The organism is Amycolatopsis sp. NPDC057786, assembly GCF_042797905.1.
In the GTDB taxonomy this organism is placed as follows: Bacteria; Actinomycetota; Actinomycetes; order Mycobacteriales; family Pseudonocardiaceae; genus Amycolatopsis.
In genome coordinates this window covers 76386-94225 of record NZ_JBHVKW010000020.1, presented here as the reverse complement: position 1 = coordinate 94225, position 17840 = coordinate 76386, and the positions used below count along the sequence as shown (strand labels likewise).

The 17840-nt window shown below is 69.3% G+C and carries 18 protein-coding genes; 14 read left to right on the top strand and 4 right to left on the bottom strand.

Annotated features, from left to right (window positions below; genetic code table 11):
- Nucleotides 1-55: 55 nt before the first annotated feature.
- Nucleotides 56-2554, bottom strand: a complete 2499-nt coding sequence (locus ACFVM3_RS14605; protein WP_378438846.1) for a M14 family zinc carboxypeptidase — start codon at nt 2552-2554, stop codon at nt 56-58.
- A 214-nt stretch (nt 2555-2768) separates the two neighbouring features.
- Between ACFVM3_RS14605 and ACFVM3_RS14600 the strand changes: the two genes are divergently transcribed.
- From ACFVM3_RS14600 to ACFVM3_RS14585, 4 genes are all read left to right on the top strand, one after another.
- On the top strand, nt 2769-3458 hold the full coding sequence (locus ACFVM3_RS14600; RefSeq protein WP_378438844.1) for a DUF998 domain-containing protein: 690 nt from the start codon (nt 2769-2771) through the stop codon (nt 3456-3458).
- Between the two features lie 97 nt (nt 3459-3555).
- Nucleotides 3556-3894 carry a YciI family protein gene (locus ACFVM3_RS14595; protein ID WP_378438843.1) on the top strand — a complete coding sequence of 113 codons (339 nt, stop codon included), beginning with the start codon at nt 3556-3558 and terminating at the stop codon, nt 3892-3894.
- Nucleotides 3895-3896: 2 nt separating this feature from the next.
- A complete protein-coding gene (locus ACFVM3_RS14590; protein ID WP_378438841.1) occupies nt 3897-5165 on the top strand; it encodes an RNA polymerase sigma factor in 1269 nt (422 codons plus the stop codon).
- Nucleotides 5162-5935, top strand: a complete 774-nt coding sequence (locus ACFVM3_RS14585) for a class I SAM-dependent methyltransferase (RefSeq protein ID WP_378438839.1) — start codon at nt 5162-5164, stop codon at nt 5933-5935. The genes ACFVM3_RS14590 and ACFVM3_RS14585 overlap by 4 nt, the downstream gene beginning before the upstream one ends.
- On the opposite strand, the gene ACFVM3_RS14580 is transcribed toward ACFVM3_RS14585, so the two are convergent.
- Together ACFVM3_RS14580 and ACFVM3_RS14575 are read right to left on the bottom strand one after the other, a co-directional pair.
- The gene (locus tag ACFVM3_RS14580; RefSeq protein ID WP_378438837.1) at nt 5829-6479 is read right to left on the bottom strand and encodes a hypothetical protein; all 651 of its coding nucleotides are present in this window, start codon (nt 6477-6479) and stop codon (nt 5829-5831) included. The genes ACFVM3_RS14585 and ACFVM3_RS14580 overlap by 107 nt on opposite strands.
- The gene (locus ACFVM3_RS14575; RefSeq protein ID WP_378438835.1) at nt 6476-6808 is read right to left on the bottom strand and encodes a hypothetical protein; all 333 of its coding nucleotides are present in this window, start codon (nt 6806-6808) and stop codon (nt 6476-6478) included. Before ACFVM3_RS14575 ends, ACFVM3_RS14580 begins: the two co-directional genes overlap by 4 nt.
- Nucleotides 6809-7171: 363 nt before the next feature.
- Here ACFVM3_RS14575 and ACFVM3_RS14570 point away from each other — a divergent pair, with 363 nt between their 5' ends.
- The 10 genes from ACFVM3_RS14570 (at nt 7172) to ACFVM3_RS14525 (ending at nt 16847) form a co-directional block, all read left to right on the top strand.
- Nucleotides 7172-8461 carry a helix-turn-helix transcriptional regulator gene (locus tag ACFVM3_RS14570; RefSeq protein WP_378438833.1) on the top strand — a complete coding sequence of 430 codons (1290 nt, stop codon included), beginning with the start codon at nt 7172-7174 and terminating at the stop codon, nt 8459-8461.
- On the top strand, nt 8458-9195 hold the full coding sequence (locus tag ACFVM3_RS14565) for a hypothetical protein (RefSeq protein ID WP_378438831.1): 738 nt from the start codon (nt 8458-8460) through the stop codon (nt 9193-9195). The genes ACFVM3_RS14570 and ACFVM3_RS14565 overlap by 4 nt, the downstream gene beginning before the upstream one ends.
- Nucleotides 9186-9782, top strand: a complete 597-nt coding sequence (dcd, locus tag ACFVM3_RS14560) for a dCTP deaminase (RefSeq protein ID WP_378438829.1) — start codon at nt 9186-9188, stop codon at nt 9780-9782. Before ACFVM3_RS14565 ends, dcd begins: the two co-directional genes overlap by 10 nt.
- Nucleotides 9766-10848 (top strand): thiamine-monophosphate kinase, encoded by a 1083-nt coding sequence (locus tag ACFVM3_RS14555; RefSeq protein WP_378438827.1) that lies wholly within the window; start codon nt 9766-9768, stop codon nt 10846-10848. The genes dcd and ACFVM3_RS14555 overlap by 17 nt, the downstream gene beginning before the upstream one ends.
- A gap of 148 nt (nt 10849-10996) precedes the next feature.
- Entirely contained in the window at nt 10997-11758 is a 762-nt protein-coding gene (fabG, locus tag ACFVM3_RS14550) for a 3-oxoacyl-ACP reductase FabG (protein WP_007029803.1), read from the top strand.
- Between the two features lie 3 nt (nt 11759-11761).
- Nucleotides 11762-12214, top strand: a complete 453-nt coding sequence (locus ACFVM3_RS14545; protein ID WP_378438825.1) for a MaoC family dehydratase — start codon at nt 11762-11764, stop codon at nt 12212-12214.
- Nucleotides 12215-12305: 91 nt separating this feature from the next.
- Nucleotides 12306-13331: a phosphotransferase family protein gene (locus ACFVM3_RS14540; RefSeq protein ID WP_378438823.1), complete on the top strand. Its 1026-nt coding sequence runs from the start codon at nt 12306-12308 to the stop codon at nt 13329-13331.
- 2 nt (nt 13332-13333) lie between these two features.
- Nucleotides 13334-14557: an acyl-CoA dehydrogenase family protein gene (locus ACFVM3_RS14535; RefSeq protein WP_378438821.1), complete on the top strand. Its 1224-nt coding sequence runs from the start codon at nt 13334-13336 to the stop codon at nt 14555-14557.
- Complete coding sequence (locus ACFVM3_RS14530; protein ID WP_378438820.1) at nt 14554-15735, top strand: acyl-CoA dehydrogenase family protein; 1182 nt, start codon at nt 14554-14556, stop codon at nt 15733-15735. Before ACFVM3_RS14535 ends, ACFVM3_RS14530 begins: the two co-directional genes overlap by 4 nt.
- A complete protein-coding gene (locus tag ACFVM3_RS14525) occupies nt 15732-16847 on the top strand; it encodes an acyl-CoA dehydrogenase family protein (RefSeq protein WP_378438818.1) in 1116 nt (371 codons plus the stop codon). The genes ACFVM3_RS14530 and ACFVM3_RS14525 overlap by 4 nt, the downstream gene beginning before the upstream one ends.
- 363 nt (nt 16848-17210) lie before the next feature.
- Here the strand turns inward: ACFVM3_RS14525 and ACFVM3_RS14520 are convergent, their stop codons facing one another.
- Nucleotides 17211-17828, bottom strand: coding sequence for a TetR/AcrR family transcriptional regulator (locus tag ACFVM3_RS14520; protein ID WP_192745156.1), 618 nt, complete (start codon nt 17826-17828; stop codon nt 17211-17213).
- Nucleotides 17829-17840: the final 12 nt, after the last annotated feature.

Sequence of the window (17840 nt, the reverse complement as noted above, 5' to 3'; positions counted from 1 at the left end):
GGCCCCCTCCCCTCGGCTGAACCGAGAGAAGGGGGCCTTCACGCGCAAAGAAGAACTACCGGACCGAGCGCTCCTTCTTGGCCCGCGCGGAACGGGTGCAGACCTCACCGACGTCGACCGTCTGGCCGCGGTCGATGTAGACGTCCGCCAGCCCGACGAGCTTGCCCTTCGGCGACGTACAGGTCAGCTGGTACGCCTCCTTGGGGCCGTAGGTCGGCGGGATCGGCGACTGGAACGACACACCGCCGGTCCAGTCGTCCACAGTGGACGGATTCGCCTGCGAGTAGTTGACCAGCACGGCCGTGTAGTCCCCGGCGGGCGGGTCGTACAGGACCGCGTGCTCTTCCGTGGTCGAACCGTTCGCCGACGACGACACCATGTTGCCCGCGGAGTCGAAGACGTACAGGTCCCAGTCCGTGTCCTGGCTGGCCCACTTGACGTCGACGCTGAACTTCCCGTTGTCGACCTTGGGGAGCCCGTCGACGTGGAACGTGAAGCTCTCCGAAGTCGGATCCGTCGGGTAGTTCTGGTTGATCGCCGGGACCCCGGCCGGGTTGACGGCCTGGATCGCGGGCTGCGCCGGACCCTGCGGCTCGCGGCCGTAGCGGCCCGCGACGTAGGGCCGGGTGGACGGGTTGATCGACCACGCGAACCGGCCGCCGGTGGAGGACAGCGACGAGTTCAGCTCGTCGGTGACGTAGATCGGCGGCTTCGTCGAGCCGTCCGGCTGCACCACCGGCGAGGTCGGCGTCTGGAACGTCTTGTGCAGCTTCAGCTGGTAACCCTTCGGCGCCGTACCGATCAGCGTCGAGTGGGCCGCCGGGTCGGCGGTGTTGGCCAGCATGTCGATGAACGCGGCACGGTTGCCGCCCTTGCCCGCACCCGCCGCGGGGGCGACACCGGTGTACTCGGCGACGACACCGTCGGCGAACGGCGGGTGGAACTCGTTCGGGCCGACCTCGAAGGTGAAGCCCCAGCCACCGGTGGCCCAGTACGACCAGTCCTCGGTCGAGCCGGTCGTGTCGTAGAGCGCCCACGACGGCTGGCTGGTGTACCCGTTGCGCGAGGCCATCTTGTCACCGAGCGCCTTGTACGCCGGCTCGTCGAGCGGCGGGCGGACGGCGGCGACACCCGGGACACGCAGCACCAGGTTGGAGTAGGTGTGCAGCGTGATCAGGTTGGTCACCTGGCGGTTGGACACGATCGAGCGAATGTTCTGCGTCTCGGGCTCGGAGAACGGGCCGGAACCACGGAACGTGTCACTGCGCCACACGGTCGACGCGCCGGCGCCGCCCCAGAAACCCGCGTAGTTGCGGTTCGGGTCGGTACCGCGTTCACGGCCGGCGGGGTTCGCCTTGCAGACACCGGTCGCGAATTCCTTGGGCGAGTCGTTGACGTTGCAGTTCTTGCGCTTCATCTCGTAGTCGAACCGCGAGAAGTCTCCCTTGGGCTCGGCCTCACGGGAGATTTCGAAGCCGTCCGGGTTCACGATCGGCACGATGATGTTGCGCGTCCTGCCGACCAGGCCGCGGATCTCGGCGTTGCCGCCGGTGTAGCCCTTGACCAGCTCGTACGCCCATTCCATGGCGTGCTCGCCCGCCGGCCACTCACGGGCGTGGTGCACGCCCATGGTGAAGTTGACGGGTTTGCCGTCCGCGATGTTCTTGACGTCGCTCGCGACCTCGAGGCCGATGACGTCACGGCCTTCCCAGGTCGGCTGCGGCAGCGTGAACGCCGTGACGAGCTTGGGGTTCTTGCGGGCCAGTTCCTTGACCTCGAACTGGTAGTCGTAGAGGTGCCGGTAGCTCGTCCGTCCGGACGGCAGTGTGGAGCCCGGCGTCTTCGCGGCGTACTCGCGGTCGGTCTTGGCGTTCTGGATCGACTTCGCCGAAAGGTCGGCCTCGACCACCTTCGATTTGAAGCCGTTGTCCGCCAGCGTCTTGCGGTCGGCGTCGTTGGCGAGGACGACCTCGACACCGGTGGCGTCGGCCTTCTCGGTGACGTCGAGGCCGAGCCGGAGCAGCTTGTCCTTGTCCTGCTTGGCCGGGGTTTCGACGCGGACCAGTTCGGCGCGCTGCGGCGCGTGCGCGGCACTGGTCGGTGTCCCCTGCGGCGTGAGGGCGAGGAAGTCGACCCCCAGCAGCGCGTCGCGCGTCTTCCCGTCGTACCGGCAGGTCTGCACGACCAGCTTCTGGTCCTTCTTCACGAAGCCTTCGGCGAGTTCGTGGCTGCGCAACGCGGCGGACGCGGCGACCACGGCGCCGGTGTCCTTGTCGAAGACCGCGAGGTCCCAGTCGCCTTCGCCGCCTCCACGAGGCGCGATCCGCGCCTGCAGCAGGCCGTCCACTGTGGACGTGAACTCGCGCCGGTCGGTACCTGCCGCGCCCGGCTTCTGGAGCGCGGCGAAACAGGAACGCGCCACGGCTTTGTCGGCCCGTACCACGTTGTCCGCGGCCACCGCCGTCGTGGCCGACGGAAGTGCCACGAAGGTGCCGGCGAGCACCAGGGTCGCCGCCGTCCATCCCGCTCTTCGCCGGTTTGGTGAATACCCCACAGACTGACCTCCTTGGACAGTCCGGTGACCGGGTGAGGTCACCGGTAGCGAGACCCTAGACCCGGGACGCCGCCGGAGGGACCCGCCACAAGTCGCCTGCACCCCTTTCGGCCCAACGATCTCACCGACCGTGCCGGAACGATCACCGGGATTCCTGTCGATTCCGACAGGAGAGCCTAAGAAAACCTTCAGGTTGGGTGGTTACCGTTCGACCATGACGACGCCCCAGGTCACCGCGAGGTCACCGCTGGCCCTGTTGGCCGCCGTGGCCTCGGTCGCCGGCGGAGCGCTGCTGATCCTGCTCCTGCAGGTCCTCCCCGCCACCAGCGACATCAGCCCGGTCCGCCGCACCATCAGCGAATACGCGCTCAGCGAGAACAAGTGGATCTTCGACGTCGCGGTCCTGCTGGTCGCGCTGGGTTCGGCGATCGGTTTCGGCGCGCTGATCCGCCGCAAGCACCTTCCCGTCCTGTCCGCGGCCTCGGTCTTCTGCGCGCTCTGGACGGTGAGCCTGGTGGTGATCGTGGCGTTCCCCAAGAACAACTGGGCGATCGGGCCGAGCATCGGCGGGACGGTGCACCGGATCGCGAGCGTCGTGGCGTTCGTCTGCCTGCCGCTGGCCGTGTGGTTCGCGGCGAAGGCCGTCTTCCCCTCCTCCCGCGCGCGGCGCGCGGTGACGCGGGTGCTCGCGGTGGCGGCCTTGGCGTGGTTCGGCGTGATCCTCGGGGCGATCGTGATCTCGATGAACGGCGGCGAGCCCTGGTGGCGGGCGATCCCGCTCGGACTGGTCGAGCGCGCGATGGCGCTGACCGGGCTGCTCGCGCTGGCGTCGCTGCTCATCCCCGCGCGCGTGGTCACCGCACCGGTGACCGAGCAGGCCGAAGCGCTGGAGACCGCGTCCTGAAAGTTCTTTCCGGCGTCGTGTCCATTTGACGGTCTCCCGCTCGTAGTGGTGTCGTGCGGCAAGCAGGCCGCGCGGAATCCAGAACGGGAGTACCACCGTGAAGTACATGCTGCTGATCCAGGCCGCGACCGGCGACGTCGAGCCCCAGTGCACCTTCGAGGACTGGATGGCCTACGACAAGCAGGTCAAGGACGCCGGGATCTGGTCCGCCGGGGAGTCGCTGGCCGACCTGGTCACCGCGACGACGGTGAAGGTCGATCGTGCCGGGAAGCGGACGGTGACCGACGGGCCCTACGCCGAGACCCGCGAGGTGCTTGGCGGTTTCTACGTCATCGACGTACCGGACCTGGACGTCGCGCTCGACTGGGCGGCCCGCTGTCCCGGCGCCCGTGGCGGCTCGGTGGTGGTCCGCCCGGTCGCCGACTTCTCCGCCTGACCGTGGCCGAGCGGAGCGCCGGTCTGGCGTCGGTCGAGGCGGTGTTCCGCGAGGAACGGGGCAGGCTCCTCGCCGCGCTCGTGCGCCGCTTCGGCGACTTGGACCTGGCCGAAGAGGTCACGTCCGAGGCGATCGAAGCGGCGCTGGAGCGCTGGCCGGTGGACGGTGTCCCGCCGCGGCCGGGAGCGTGGCTGATGACCACCGCGCGGCGCAAGGCGGTCGATCGGCTGCGCCGGGATCAGGCCTACGCCACCAAACTCGCGGTCCTGCAGGTGGAAGTGGATCGAGCGGGCCACGCTCCCGCGGCGGACGCCGGTGACGGCCTGCCGGACGAGCGGCTGCGGCTGTTCTTCACCTGCGCCCACCCCGCCCTGCCCGTCGAGGACCGCGGTGCGCTGATCCTGCGGTTTCTCGCCGGGCTGACCACGCCGGAAGTGGCGCGGGCCTTTCTCGTCCCGGTGCCGACGATGGCGAAACGGATCGTGCGGGCGAAGAAGAAGATCGGCGAGGCCCGCATCCCGTTCCGCGTTCCCGGCGCGGACGAGCTCCCGGAGCGGCTGCCGGGCGTGCTGCAGGCGGTGTACTCGATCTTCACCGAGGGGTACGCGGCCAGCTCGGGAGCGAGTTTGCAGCGAGCCGACCTGGCCGAGGAGGCCATCCGGCTCGGCCGCATCCTGCGCGGGCTGATGCCCGCCGATCAGGAGGTGGCGGGGTTGCTCGCGCTGATGCTGCTCGTCCACGCCCGGCGGGACACCCGGACCGGGCCGGACGGCGAACCGGTCCTCCTGGCGGATCAGGACCGGAGCCGGTGGAACCGGGAACTGATCGAAGAGGGCGGTGACCTGGTGGTCGCCTCCTTGACCGGTGGCCCGCCGGGCCCGTACGGGGTGCAGGCCGCGATCGCCGCGCTGCACGACGAAGCGGCCGATGTCGACACCACCGACTGGCCGCAGATCGTGGCGCTCTACGACGTCCTGATGACCCTGGACCCCTCCCCCGTCGTCGCGCTCAACCGCGCCGTGGCCGTCGCCCTGCGCGACGGCCCGGCCGTGGGGCTCGCGCTGCTCGACGCACTGACCGGCGAACCACTCCTCCGGGGCTACCCTCCCTTCGCCATCGCACGGGCCGAGCTACTGCAACGGCTGGGCCGCCACGACGCGGCGGCCACGGCCTACCGCGAAGCGATCGGGCTCGCCCCGACAGAACCCGAACGCGAGCACCTTCGGCGCAGGCTGGCCGCCCTCGAATCCCCCTCGGAGACATCACGATGACCGCCGAAAACCTCGCCCGCGCCTGGGACGAAGCCGCCGACGGCTACGAGGCTTACTACGTCCCCCGGTTCGCCCCCTGGGTCTCCGCGGCGGTGCGCGCCCTGCCCACCGACCTGCCCGACGGCCCTGTCTTCGTCCCGTGCTGCGGAACCTTCCCGGAACTCGACGTGCTCGGCGAGCACCTGCCCGGCCGCGAGATCGTCGGCATCGACCTGTCCGCCGGCATGGCCGCCAGGGCCAGGCGACGAGCCGCGGGCAACTCACTCGTGCGCGTCGTCGAAGGTGACGCCTCGGAACTCGAACCGGCCTCGGCCGCCGCGGTCGTTTCGGTCTTCGGCCTCCAGCAACTACCCGAGCCCGACGCCGCGCTCCGGTCCTGGGCAGGCGCGCTGCGCCAGGGCGGCGCGCTTTCGGTCGTCTACTGGCCGCACAGCATCGAACCGGGCGGGCCGTTCACGGTGCTGTCCGGTGTGCTCCGGGAGCGCGTCCCCGCCGGCGACCGCTCCTGGGAGGATCGCCTCGTTCCCGCGTTGGAGGGCGCCGTGCTCGAACGGGACGAGCCGTTGTCGTTCCCGATGGTCCACCCCGACGCGGACACGTTCTTCACCGCGCACACCCGGTCAGGGCCGATGCGGCCGCTGGCGGACGCGCGCGGTGAAGAGTTCATCGCCGAGCTGCGCGCGGAATTCCGGCGAAGGTCCCCGGAAGGGGAATGGCGGCACCGTCCGACTGCCCGGCATATCGTCGCGCGGGCGGCAGACCGGGCGTGACCTCGTCCTCGTCCTCAGCCTTGCGCAAGCGCGCGGTGCAGACCGAAAGGTGCACCACGTTGGCGCGCTTGTGATGGCGGTACACGTGGACGTCGGAGGCGAAGCACGCCGCCGCGAGCAGGGCTCGCCGCTGCTCGATGCGCTCGTAGCCGACTCCCGCCGGGCAGAACACGGTGACCTCGACCTCGTCGCCGCGCGGTTTGGTCCACAGGATCACCGGCAGCTTGCCGTCGAGCGTGCACACCCTGGCACGGGCGAATCCGGTCCGCAGCCGGTGCTGCACGACGATCGAGCGGAGCCGGTCGCGGAGGAATCGCCGCGCCGAGCGCCAGTAGAACAGCCAGTTCGCGACACCGAACAACACGACCGCGCCCCAGATCGGGCCGACCGCCTGGAAAAGGGAGTACAACGCGTACGGGAGCACGAGGAGCGCGCCGATCTCGTACCGCCAGTGATACAAAGCGGTGATCGGGTTGGGCCTCCTGACCACCGTGATCTCCCTGGCCAGCTCGGCGATCGCCTGGGGTTCCTGCCAACGGCTCATGACCTTCCTCCTGTCCGTCCGGCGGTTTGCTCGGCGGCCACGGCCGCCGCGGGAATGGAGCGGACGACACCGGCACCGGCGCAGTCCGGGCAAACGGCGTCTTCGTAGGGCCACCACCCCGTGCCCCCGCACGGGGCGCAGGCGCGGACGGTGTTCCAGCGGGGATCGCGGTAGACACGGCGCCTGCTGCCCGGCGCCCGCGTCACCTGCCAACCGCGAGCGGCCGCGCGCCTGTCCTCGCCGGTCGCGTAGAGCCATTCGTGGAAGCGTTCGAGAAGTCGATCGAACCAAGATCGGGGCGCTGCCGTGTGGTTCTCGTGGTGGGACATGAGGGTCACCCCCGATACTGCGAAGCGCGGACTCGGGTCGGCACACACGACGCCTACTCCGGCGTTCGTGTGGCCCGCAGGCGACGCGAACCGGGTCAGATGCGCAGCGTCACATTCATATGGCTGACAGCATCCGTTCTCCGGTCGTGCCCGGGTCGGACCGGCCTACGCGACCTGGCGGGTCACGCACACCAGGACCAGGTAGAACAGGGTCTGGCTCGGCATTCGACACGTTGTGACCCGACGTTGACCCACGCGCCAGCACGGTCCGATTCCCTTGCTGTACTCTCCCCGTTGTGTGCACGTTCAGTCACCGCCCTACATTGCCTACCAAAGGTAGGTAAGCCCGTGTCTAGTGCCTACATGAAGCCTACATCGGCTGAGCAGCAGCCGGTAAGCCCCGATGCGGAAACCGTTACCGCGTCGGGTGTCGGACGTGAACTGCGGCGGCTGCGCAAGGCCGCGGGCGAAACACAGGCGGAGACCGCCAGGATCATCGGTGTCACCAGGGCGAACCTGACCCAGTGGGAGACCGGGAAATACCTGCCGTCGGCGCACAACGCGCGTCAGCTCGACGATCACTTCCGCGCCGCGAACGCGCTGTTCACCCTGGTGGAGACGGCCCGTTCACCCCAGGACCACACTCCGCCCGCCGTCGGTGACGCCGCCGTCGTCGACACCTCGCGGTCATTGCTGCAGGTCTTCCACACCGTCGGCGCCAAACTAGCCGAGCGCTTGATCCGGGACGAGCACGGGAAACCGCTGGGCTGGCGGCACAACCTGCAGAAGAGCACCGGGCCGAAGGCGCTCAGCACCGCGTACGGGATCAACACCATGCTGGTGGTAGGTGATCCCTACATCGACCTACATACGCTCGCCGAAGACCTGTACCGGCTCCAATCCGCACAGGGCTGGCGGGGCCGCGCGGGCGGCAAGCGGCCGGAGACGACCGCTTCCGTGGTGGACGCGCTCTTCCGCACCAGCACCATGTCCGCCGACGAAGGGCTGGACCAGCTCGAAGGGTCGCTCGACCCGTACAGCAGGACCCGCCCCTACCTGTTGTCCGCCGTGTTGCACACGGCGGTCCGGCTCCGGCCGGATGCCCCGCTGACCGACCGGCTGATCGACGCACTCCTGGCGGCCCGGCTCGACTTCGACGGCTCACAGCTGTGGCCGGAGAAGAACGAGGCCGGGCTCGTCGCCCCGGAGGCTTCGGTGGTGCACACCGCGCGGTCGGTCGTCGCCCTGCGGGAAGTCCTGCGCAGCCGTGAAGATCGCAACGACGTCCGAGAGGCGGCCGACGAAGCCACACAATGGCTCATCGACCGGTCGCATTCGGACGATGGCGTGGCCGAGGATCTCGAAAGGCCTCGCCCCGACGGGGAAGGAACGACCCGGATCATCATCCGGCACTTCACCGCAGCCTGGGTCGTCCAAGCGCTCGCCACCGCCCCCTTCCTGCCACTCCCCCGGCTCAACCGGGCGCTCGGAACCCTTTGGGAGCGCTACGACGCCGATCAAGGGCTCTGGGCTTGGGGAAGCGGCGACCTACCCATCTGGCAGACGCTGGACGCCGTCACCGCGCTCCGCGCGGCCGCTTTGGCCGCCGCCGGGCCCCCGCTCAGTCCTCCAGGAACTCCAGGAACTCCATGATCGACACCCTGTCCTCGACTCCCACGGACGCGCACGCGTTCCTCCGTGAGGTCACCGGCAGCCGCCCCGGCCACGGCGACGCGGACCTTCCCTGGCTGCGCACGGTCGCGCACCGGGTACAGGACTCCCCCGGCACCTTCCTTTCGTGGCTCGAAGAAATCCTCGGTGACGAGGAAGCCGTCCGCGCCGCGGCGAAGCGTTCCTACTGGCATCCCAACGGGTTCGCCAAAATGGTGCTCCACGCCTCCGCCGATTTCCGTATCCGGCTCCATGTCTGGCCGGAATCCGCGGAGCCTTCCCGCGGCGAGTCCAATCCGCACAGCCATCGCTGGGAATTCGCTTCGACCATCGTCGCGGGCGAAGGCCTGCACATGGTGGAGTTCCACGAAACGACCGAAGGTGGGAAGCCGTACGCCCGGTACCGCTACGGCGCCGATCCGGCGAACCCCGCCGCGTTGCTCGCGGACGGCGATGCCCGGCTCGCGGTGGAGAAGACCCCGCACGTCCGGCTCGGCGACGTGTACTCGTGCGACACCGCCGTCGTGCACACCGTCCGGCCCATCGAAGCGGGATTGACCGCGACGGTGGTCGTCCAGGGACCGCACCGCACCGGCACCACGGTCGTGTACTGCGAACCCGGCGAGTCCGACGACCAGCCCAACGGCGAACTGACCGAGACCGACTTCCGCGTCCTGGTCGGCGCCGTCGCGAAAGCGGTGGCGTCATGCCGTTGACCTGGCCCGCCCCGCGCCGCGGGATCCTGACCGACCGGGCCATCAAACGCGCGCACCGCACCGGGGAACTCACGATCACCCCGTTCGAGCCCGGCCTCGTCCGCCCCGCCGCGATCAGCCTGCGGCTCGGACGTCAAGCGTTCGCGCTGGAATCGACCGGAACCGTCGACATCGCCGACAAGAGCACGTATCCGGAACTCCGGCCGAAGGAACTCGACGCCGAAGGCAGGCTGCGCGTCGAGCCCGGCGAAGTCGTTCTCGCCCCGACGCTGGAGAAGATCGGGCTTTCGGAGAAATTGGCCGGGCTCGTCGACGGCACGAGCGACTACGCGCGGCTCGGCATCAGCGTCGTCCTGTGCGGTCAGGTCAGCCCCGGCTTCGGAAACGAGACCGGTGCCGTGCTGACCCTGGAAATCGTGAACCACCTGCGGCATCCCGTACTCCTGCACCCCGGAACGCGGATCTGCAACCTGATGCTGTTCGCTTCCACCGGCAGCGACCAGCCCTACGGCACGATGCCGAACAACTACTCCAGCGACCACACCGTCGCCCCGTCCCGATTGGCGGATCATGTCGGGCGTAACTGAACTCTCGCCGATCGGCGACGACGTGCGGCTCGGCGACCTCGGCGAGCACGCGATCCTGGAACACATCCTGCGGCCGCGCTATGGCGGGGTCCGCGGGTTCGGGGACGACTGCGCGGTCCTCGACGCCCCGGAAGGGCTTCGCGGCGAACTGGTCGCCACCACCGACAGCTGCCCCACGCCGCTCGTCACCATCCTGGGCGAAACGGATCCCTACCACGCCGGGTGGCTGCTGGCGACGATCAACCTCTCCGATCTCGCCGCGGCCGGGGCGACCCCGCTCGGCCTCGTCGTCAACTACACCCTGCCGAAGACGACCACGGCAGGCGAGTTCCGGCGGCTTCTCGACGGCGTGGACGACTGCACGGAGGTGCACGGCACCAAGGTCGTCGGTGGCGATCTCCGGGACGGCCCGGTCCGGCAGCTCACCGCGACCGCGATCGGCCGGTGCGTCCCCGGCGGACGGCTCGGGCGCGCGGGTGCCGAAGCCGGTGACCGTCTGCTGCTGGTCGGTTCGCCCGGCTATCTGTGGGCGTACGCCCTGCTGGTCGAAAAGCAGGCACGGCTTCCCGCGCCCCTCGTCGCGGACATCCGCGAGCGCGCGTGCCGTCCGATGGCCCAAGTGGCCGCGGGCAGGATCCTCGCCACGGCCGGGCTGGCGCGCGCCGCCATGGACGTCTCCGACGGTCTCTTCCCGACCGTGCGGACCCTGTGCGGCGCCAATGGTCTCGGCGCGCGGATCACCACGGACATCCGGCTGGACGACGCGCCCGCCGACGTCTGCGCGCAGTCGGGACTCGGCCGGTTCGAGCTGGCGCAGGCCTGGGGCGACTGGACGCTGGTGGTCGCGGTGCGGGCGCAGGATGTCGAACTCGCCAAGAAGACCCTCGCCGGTGAAGGTGTCGCGGCCCAGGAAATCGGCTCCCTGGTGGCCCGCGAGGAAGGTATTTCGCTGGACGACGGCGAACTCTGGGAAGGCATCGCGCAGGAGCGGTTCTCGCCCAGTTCCTGGCACGGCGGCGAAGTTCCGAAGCTGATCACCGAGGTTCTCGGCAGGCGCGCGGGCTGACTCCCGTGGCCCGGGACGCCAGTGATTGCGGTCACATTCGCCCGCGTTCGCGCGGGTGCGTGCACCGAAAGCGGCATTCACCCTACAAAGCAACCGCTTAGTACGGCAGACTCGGCTTCACTTCCACTCGACGACGAGGAGAACACCCGTGACCGAACACCCCTCCCGTGTAGCGATCGTCACCGGCGCCGGCCGCGGCATCGGCGCGGCCGTGGCCAAACGCCTCGCTTCCGACGGGTTCGCCGTCGGCCTGCTGGACCTCGACGAGGCTGGCGTCAAGCAGGGGGCCGAAGCGATCGTCGCCGAGGGCGGCAAGGCCGTCGGTGTCGCGCTGGACGTCAACGACGCCGCACAGGTCGAAGCCGCGGTGACGCGGGTGGCCGAGGAGCTCGGCGCGCCGACCGTGCTGATCAACAACGCCGGCATCACCCGCGACAACCTGCTGTTCAAGATGACCGAACAGGACTGGGACTCGGTACTGGGCGTGCACCTGAAGGGCTCGTTCCTGATGACCCGCGAGGTGCAGAAGTACCAGACGCAGGAGAAGTGGGGCCGCATCGTCAACCTCTCCAGCACCTCGGCGCTGGGCAACCGCGGCCAGGTCAACTACTCCGCGGCCAAGGCGGGTATGCAGGGCTTCACCAAGACCCTCGCCATCGAATTGGGCAAGTTCAACGTCACCGCGAACGCCATCGCCCCAGGGTTCATCGCCACCGACATGACCGCGGCGACCGCCGAGCGGATCGGCATGTCCTTCGAGGACTTCAAGGCGGCGGCCGCGTCGCAGATCCCGGTGCAGCGCGTCGGAACGCCCGAAGACATCGCCAACCTCGCGTCGTTCCTGGTGAGCGACGGCGCCGGCTTCATCTCCGGCCAGGTCATCTACGTCGCCGGCGGACCGAAGGACTGAGCCATGCGCGAATTCGCCTCCCTGCAGGAATTCGAGAACGCCGTCGGCGAGCATTTCGGCCACAGCGACTGGCTGACGCTCACCCAGGACCGGGTGAACCTGTTCGCCGACGCCACCGACGACCACCAGTGGATCCACGTCGACGTCGAGAAGGCGGCCGAAGGACCCTTCGGCGCCCCGATCGCCCACGGTTTCCTGACGCTGTCGCTCATTTCGGGCTTCGTCGGGAAGCTCTACCGCGTCAACGGACTCAAGATGGGCATCAACTACGGGCTCAACAAGGTCCGGTTCCCCCAGCCGGTCAAGGTCGGCGCGAAGATCCGGGCGGGCGCCGAACTGGTCGAGGTCACCGATGTCGCGGGCGGCAAGCAGGCCGTCGTCAAATGGACGATCGAGATCGACGGCGAACCCAAACCGGCGTGCGTCGCGGAGATGGTCGTCCGGCTGATCGCCTGACAAGGTGACGTCCGGCACCTCGCCGGACCACCACTACCCGACATACCGACTGGTCGGTACTGTAACCGGAAAGCGAGCCGCTGGAGGCGCCATGAACCAGTCCGACCTGCCGGGCCTCGACCTGGCCAGGCTCAAGGCCCATCTGGACGAGCACCGGCCCGGTCTCGTCCAGGGCGAACTGAGCGGCCAGGTCGTGGAGGGGGGCCGGTCCAACCTCACCTACATCGTGGGCGACGGCCGGTCCCGCTGGGTGGTCCGCCGCCCGCCGCTGGGCCACGTCCTGCCGACCGCGCACGACATGGGCCGCGAGTACCGGGTGATCACCGGGCTGCACGGCACGGCGGTCCCGGTGCCGGAAACCGTGCTGCTGTGCGAGGACACCGACGTCATCGGCTCGCGGTTCTACGTGATGGAGTTCGTGGAGGGCACACCCTTCCGCTCCGACACCGAGCTCGCCGCGCTCGGCCCCGCCCGGACCAAGGCGATCGCGGAGGAACTGGTCGACACCCTGGTCGAACTGCACGCCGTCGATCCGGAATCGGTGGGACTGGGCGATTTCGGCCGCCCGGAGGGCTTCCTCGAACGCCAGCTGCGGCGCTGGAAGAAGCAGCTCGACGGCAACCGCAGCCGCGACCTCCCCGGCGTCGACGAACTCCACGATCGGCTGGCGGGTTCGGTGCCGGTTTCAGGCAAGCCGTCGATCGTCCACGGCGATTACCGCCTGGACAACGTGCTGGTGAACGCGGACGACCGGATCACCGCGGTGCTGGACTGGGAGATGTCCACCCTCGGCGACCCGCTGACCGATCTCGCGCTGCTGGTGGCCTACGCCGAACGCGACAAGGTCTCGCTGCAGTTCGTGTCCAACGCCAGCTCGGCGCCGGGTTATCCGCGCAACGACGAGGTCATCGCGCGGTACGCCGAGCGTTCCGGCCGCGACGTCTCCCGGCTCAACTGGTACGTGAGCTTCGCGTTCTTCAAACTCGCGGTGATCCTGGAAGGCATCCACCTCCGCTACAGCAAGGGACAGACCGTCGGCGCCGGCTTCGACGGCATCGGCTCGGGCGTCGTCCCGTTGATCGCGCACGGCAATGAGACTCTCAAGGAAGAGGGATAGCGATGGACTTCGCCTTCGACGCGAAAACCGAGGAACTGCGGGGAAAACTCCTCGAGTTCATGGATTCCCACATCTACCCGGCCGAGGCCGTCTTCGAGGCTCAGCTGGCCGAGCGCGACAGCGAATGGTCGCAGCCGCCGATCGTCGAAGAACTCAAGGCCGAGGCCCGTAAACGCGGGTTGTGGAACTTCTTCCTCCCCGGTGACCACGGCGCGGGGCTGACGAACCTGCAGTACGCGCCGCTCGCCGAGATCACCGGCCGCAGCCTCCGGCTCGCGCCGACCGCGCTGAACTGCGCGGCGCCGGACACCGGGAACATGGAAGTCCTCACCATGTTCGGCACCGAACAGCAGAAGAAGCAGTGGCTCCAGCCGTTGCTGGACGGCGAGATCCGGTCCGCGTTCGCGATGACCGAGCCCGACGTCGCCTCTTCCGACGCGCGCAACATCGCCACCAGCATCCGCCGCGACGGCGACGAGTACGTCGTCAACGGCCGCAAGTGGTACATCTCCGGCGCGATGAACCCGAACTGCAGGATCTTCATCGTGATGGGCAAGACCGATCCGGACGGCCCGCCGCACAAGCAGCAGAGCATGATCCTGGTCCCCCGCGACACCCCCGGAATGACCGTGAAACGCGGTATGCACGTGTTCGGCTACACCGACGGCGATCACGGTGGCCACGCCGAAGTGATCTTCGAGGACGTCCGCGTGCCCGCGGAGAACCTCATCGCCGGCGAGGGCGACGGGTTCGCCATCGCGCAGGCCCGCCTCGGGCCGGGGCGGATCCACCACTGCATGCGCGCCATCGGCATGGCCGAACGCGCGCTGGAGCTGATGTGCCGCCGCGCGCTTTCGCGTGAGACCTTCGGCAAGCCGATCGCCGAACAGGGCGTGGTGCAGGACTGGATCGCCGAGGCCAGGGTCAAGATCGAGCAGCAGCGGCTGCTGGTGCTCAAGACCGCGTGGCTGATGGACACCGTCGGCAACCAGGGCGCGCACACCGAGATCCAGGCGATCAAGATCTCCACGCCGATCACCGTCGAGTGGATCCTCGACAAGGCCGTGCAGCTGTTCGGCGCGGGCGGGGTGAGCCAGGACTTCCCGGTCGCCGAGATGTGGGCGCAGGTGCGGACGCTGCGGCTCGCCGACGGCCCCGACGAGGTGCACAAGCGCTCGCTGGCGCATCGTGAGCTGAAGAAGTACCGCGGAGAGGTGACGAAGTGACCACTGTGGACGATCTCAAGCGGCGCGTGGCCGAGCTGCTGGCCGCGTATCCGCCGGAAAGCACGCCGCGTCAGGATTTCCTCGACGCGCGGTTCGACGCCGGGCTGGCGTGGATCCACTTCCCCGAAGGCCTCGGCGGCCTGAACGCGCCGCGCTCACTCCAGTCCATTGTGGACAAGGAGCTCGCGGCGGCGGGCGCGCCGGACAACGACAAACGACGGATCGGGATCGGCCTCGGCATGGCCGCGCCGACCATTCTCGCGTTCGGGACCCCGGAACAGCACCAGCGCTTCCTGCGTCCACTGTGGACCGAACGTGAGGTGTGGTGCCAGCTGTTCAGCGAGCCGGGCGCCGGATCCGACCTGGCCGCGCTGGGCACCCGCGCGGTCCGCGACGGCGACGACTGGGTGGTCACCGGCCAGAAGGTCTGGACGTCGGGCGCGCACAAGTCGCAGTGGGCGATCCTGGTCACCCGCACCGATCCCGACGTGCCGAAACACCGTGGCATGACGTACTTCCTGTGCGACATGACCGCCCAGGGCGTCGAGGTCCGGCCGCTGCGCCAGATCACCGGCGAGGCCGAGTTCAACGAGGTCTTCCTCAGCGAGGTCCGCATTCCTGACGCGCACCGCCTCGGCGCGGTCGGCGATGGCTGGAAGGTCGCGCAGACCACGCTGATGAACGAACGCGTCGCGATCGGCGGCACCGAGTTCCCGCGCGACGGCGGTATGGTCGGCGTCGTCGCGGAAACCTGGCGGGAGCGCCCGGACCTGCGCACGTCCGAACTGCACGACAGGCTGCTGAAACTCTGGGTGGAGGGCGAAAGCCTGCGCCTGGTGAGTTCTCGCCTCCGGCAGCAGCTCGCCGCGGGCGCGCCAGGACCGGAAGGGTCCGCGGTCAAGGTCGCGTTCTCCGAGCTGAACCAGGCCGCGTCCGGGCTGGAGATCGAACTGCTCGGCGACGACGGCCTGCGGTACGACGACTGGACGATGCGGCGTCCCGACGGCGTGAACTTCCTCGGCCGCGAGGCCGGCTACCGCTACCTGCGCGCGAAGGGCAACTCCATCGAGGGCGGCACCTCGGAGGTCCTGCGCAACATCATCGCCGAGCGCGTGCTGGGGCTGCCGTCCGAGCCGCGGATCGACAAGGACGTCGCCTGGAAGGACCTGCCCCGATGACCGACCTGCTGTATTCCGAGGTCGAAGAGGACCTTCGCGCCAGCGTCCGTGATCTGTTCAAAGACCGCGCGGAACCGGCGGCCCTGATCGCCAGGACCGAGACGGCGGAACCGTACGACCTGAAGTTGTGGCGCACGCTCGCCGCCGACCTCGGGGCGGCGGGCCTCGCCGTCCCGGAGGCGCTGGGCGGGCACGGCGCCTCGGCGCGGGAAGTCGCCGTCGTGATGGAAGAACTCGGGCGCAGCGTCGCCCCGGTCCCCTATCTCGGCAGCGCCGTCCTGGCGACGTCGGCCCTGCTCGCGGCCGACACGTCGCAGGCGGAAGTGGCCGAAACGCTCAGGAAGCTGGCCGCGGGCACGCTCATCGGCGCACTGGCCGTCCCGCTGTCCACGGCGCCCGGCGCCGAGTTCCCGTCGACGGTCACCGCGGCCGCCGACGGCACGCTCAACGGCCAGGTCCGCAGCGTCGCCGACGCTTCGGTGGCCGAACTGCTCGTCGTCCCGGCGGTGGGGCCCGACGGCCCCGGCCTGTACACGGTCGACGCGTCGGCGGCGGGAGTGACGGTCGCCGAGGCGATTTCCCTCGACCTCACCCGGCGCATCGCCGACGTCACCTTGGAGAACGTGGCCGCGAAGCGTGTCGCCGACCCGTCGGTGGCGGCGTCCGCGCTGGACACGGCACTCGTGACCGCGGCGGGGCTGCTCGCCTCGGAACAACTCGGGATCGCCGAATGGGCGCTGACCGAAACGGTGCGCTATCTCAAGGAGCGCTACCAGTTCGGCCGTCAGGTCGGTTCGTTCCAGTCGCTGAAGCACCGGCTGGCGAACCTGTACACGGATCTGGTCAACGCCAGGGCGACCGCGCGCTACGCCGCCGACTGCCTGGCCTCGGGCGACGACATCGCGATCGCCGTCGCGGTCGCGCAGGCCCGCAACTCCCCCATCGCCGTCCACGCCGCCGAAGAGGCGATCCAGCTGCACGGCGGGATCGGCATGACCTGGGAGCACCCCGCGCACCTGTACCTGAAGCGCGCGAAGAGCGACGAGATCGCGTTCGGCACTCCTGGGCGGCATCGCGCCGCCCTCGCGCCGCTGATCGATCTGCCCGCCTGACCTCTCCCGGCAGGGTCCGTCCTGGAAAGTGTCGGACCCTGCCGGTAGACCTGTTCGAACATCCGATCGAACAGGGAGTCATCATGAAACTGCTCGTGGCCACTTCGAAGACCCAGGGCACGCGGGAAAACGACTTCGACCACCGCGTCGAGGGCGAGCTGCTCCGGATCGCCCCATGCTGCGACGACGGCGAGAGCTCACCCGATTCCGGCCGCGGCCGCGCGTTCGGCGGGCTGAGCTCGCATCGCGGGGCCGGCGGCGGGGCTGCTCGCCTTCGCCGCCGGACGGGAGGTGGGAACGGTGCTCGAACGCCGCACCCAGTCGTTCGCCGAACGGCTCGTGCCCGCTCCACCGGGCTGAGCGCTACTCGGGGCGCAGCGCGGCCAGCAGGAGATCGGCGAAGTGGTCGCCGATCTGGCGGGCCGAGAGCGCGCCGCCACGCCGGTACCACGAACCGAGGTGGTGCACCGACCCGAAGAAGAAGTCGACGATCACGTCGGCAGGCTTGTCCGCGCGGAACTCGCCGGACTCCTGGCCTTCCTCGATCAGCGTGCGGAACCGCTCGTGGTACTTGCGGCGTTCCGCGCGGACGGCCTTCTGCTTCTCCACGCTGAGCTGGTGCATGGACTGCATGAAGATCGTGTTGTCGTCGAGGTTGTCGATCGTGCTGACGACGACGTCGGAGGCGGCGGAACGCAACCGTTCCCGCAGCGGAGCCTCGCTCGAGACCACTTTTTCCAGTTGCTCGGTCTGCGCGCGCAGCACCCTGGCGTAGATCTCGTAAAGGAGGTCGTCCTTGGAGCCGAAGTAGTGGTACATCGCGCCCTTGGTGACCCCGGCCGCCTCGACGATCTCCTGCACGGAAGTGCGATCGAAACCCTTCTTGGCGAAGAGCTTCGTGGCATGCGACAGCAGACGGCGAGGGACGGCGGCCTGATCCTCACCGCCGGCCTCGGCCTTCCTGGTGGTCGCTCGTGTCATGGCCGGCCCCTT

Bases quoted from the DNA above. Each gene is read 5' to 3' on its own strand.
- ACFVM3_RS14600 (WP_378438844.1), top strand. From the start codon at position 2,769: ATGACGACGCCCCAGGTCACCGCGAGGTCACCGCTGGCCCTGTTGGCC.
- ACFVM3_RS14585 (WP_378438839.1), top strand. From the start codon at position 5,162: ATGACCGCCGAAAACCTCGCCCGCGCCTGGGACGAAGCCGCCGACGGC.
- ACFVM3_RS14580 (WP_378438837.1), bottom strand. From the start codon at position 6,479: ATGAGCCGTTGGCAGGAACCCCAGGCGATCGCCGAGCTGGCCAGGGAG.
- ACFVM3_RS14555 (WP_378438827.1), top strand. From the start codon at position 9,766: ATGTCGGGCGTAACTGAACTCTCGCCGATCGGCGACGACGTGCGGCTC.
- ACFVM3_RS14565 (WP_378438831.1), top strand. From the start codon at position 8,458: ATGATCGACACCCTGTCCTCGACTCCCACGGACGCGCACGCGTTCCTC.
- ACFVM3_RS14525 (WP_378438818.1), top strand. From the start codon at position 15,732: ATGACCGACCTGCTGTATTCCGAGGTCGAAGAGGACCTTCGCGCCAGC.
- ACFVM3_RS14575 (WP_378438835.1), bottom strand. From the start codon at position 6,808: ATGTCCCACCACGAGAACCACACGGCAGCGCCCCGATCTTGGTTCGAT.
- dcd (WP_378438829.1), top strand. From the start codon at position 9,186: ATGCCGTTGACCTGGCCCGCCCCGCGCCGCGGGATCCTGACCGACCGG.
- ACFVM3_RS14570 (WP_378438833.1), top strand. From the start codon at position 7,172: ATGAAGCCTACATCGGCTGAGCAGCAGCCGGTAAGCCCCGATGCGGAA.
- ACFVM3_RS14545 (WP_378438825.1), top strand. From the start codon at position 11,762: ATGCGCGAATTCGCCTCCCTGCAGGAATTCGAGAACGCCGTCGGCGAG.
- ACFVM3_RS14520 (WP_192745156.1), bottom strand. From the start codon at position 17,828: ATGACACGAGCGACCACCAGGAAGGCCGAGGCCGGCGGTGAGGATCAG.
- ACFVM3_RS14535 (WP_378438821.1), top strand. From the start codon at position 13,334: ATGGACTTCGCCTTCGACGCGAAAACCGAGGAACTGCGGGGAAAACTC.
- ACFVM3_RS14540 (WP_378438823.1), top strand. From the start codon at position 12,306: ATGAACCAGTCCGACCTGCCGGGCCTCGACCTGGCCAGGCTCAAGGCC.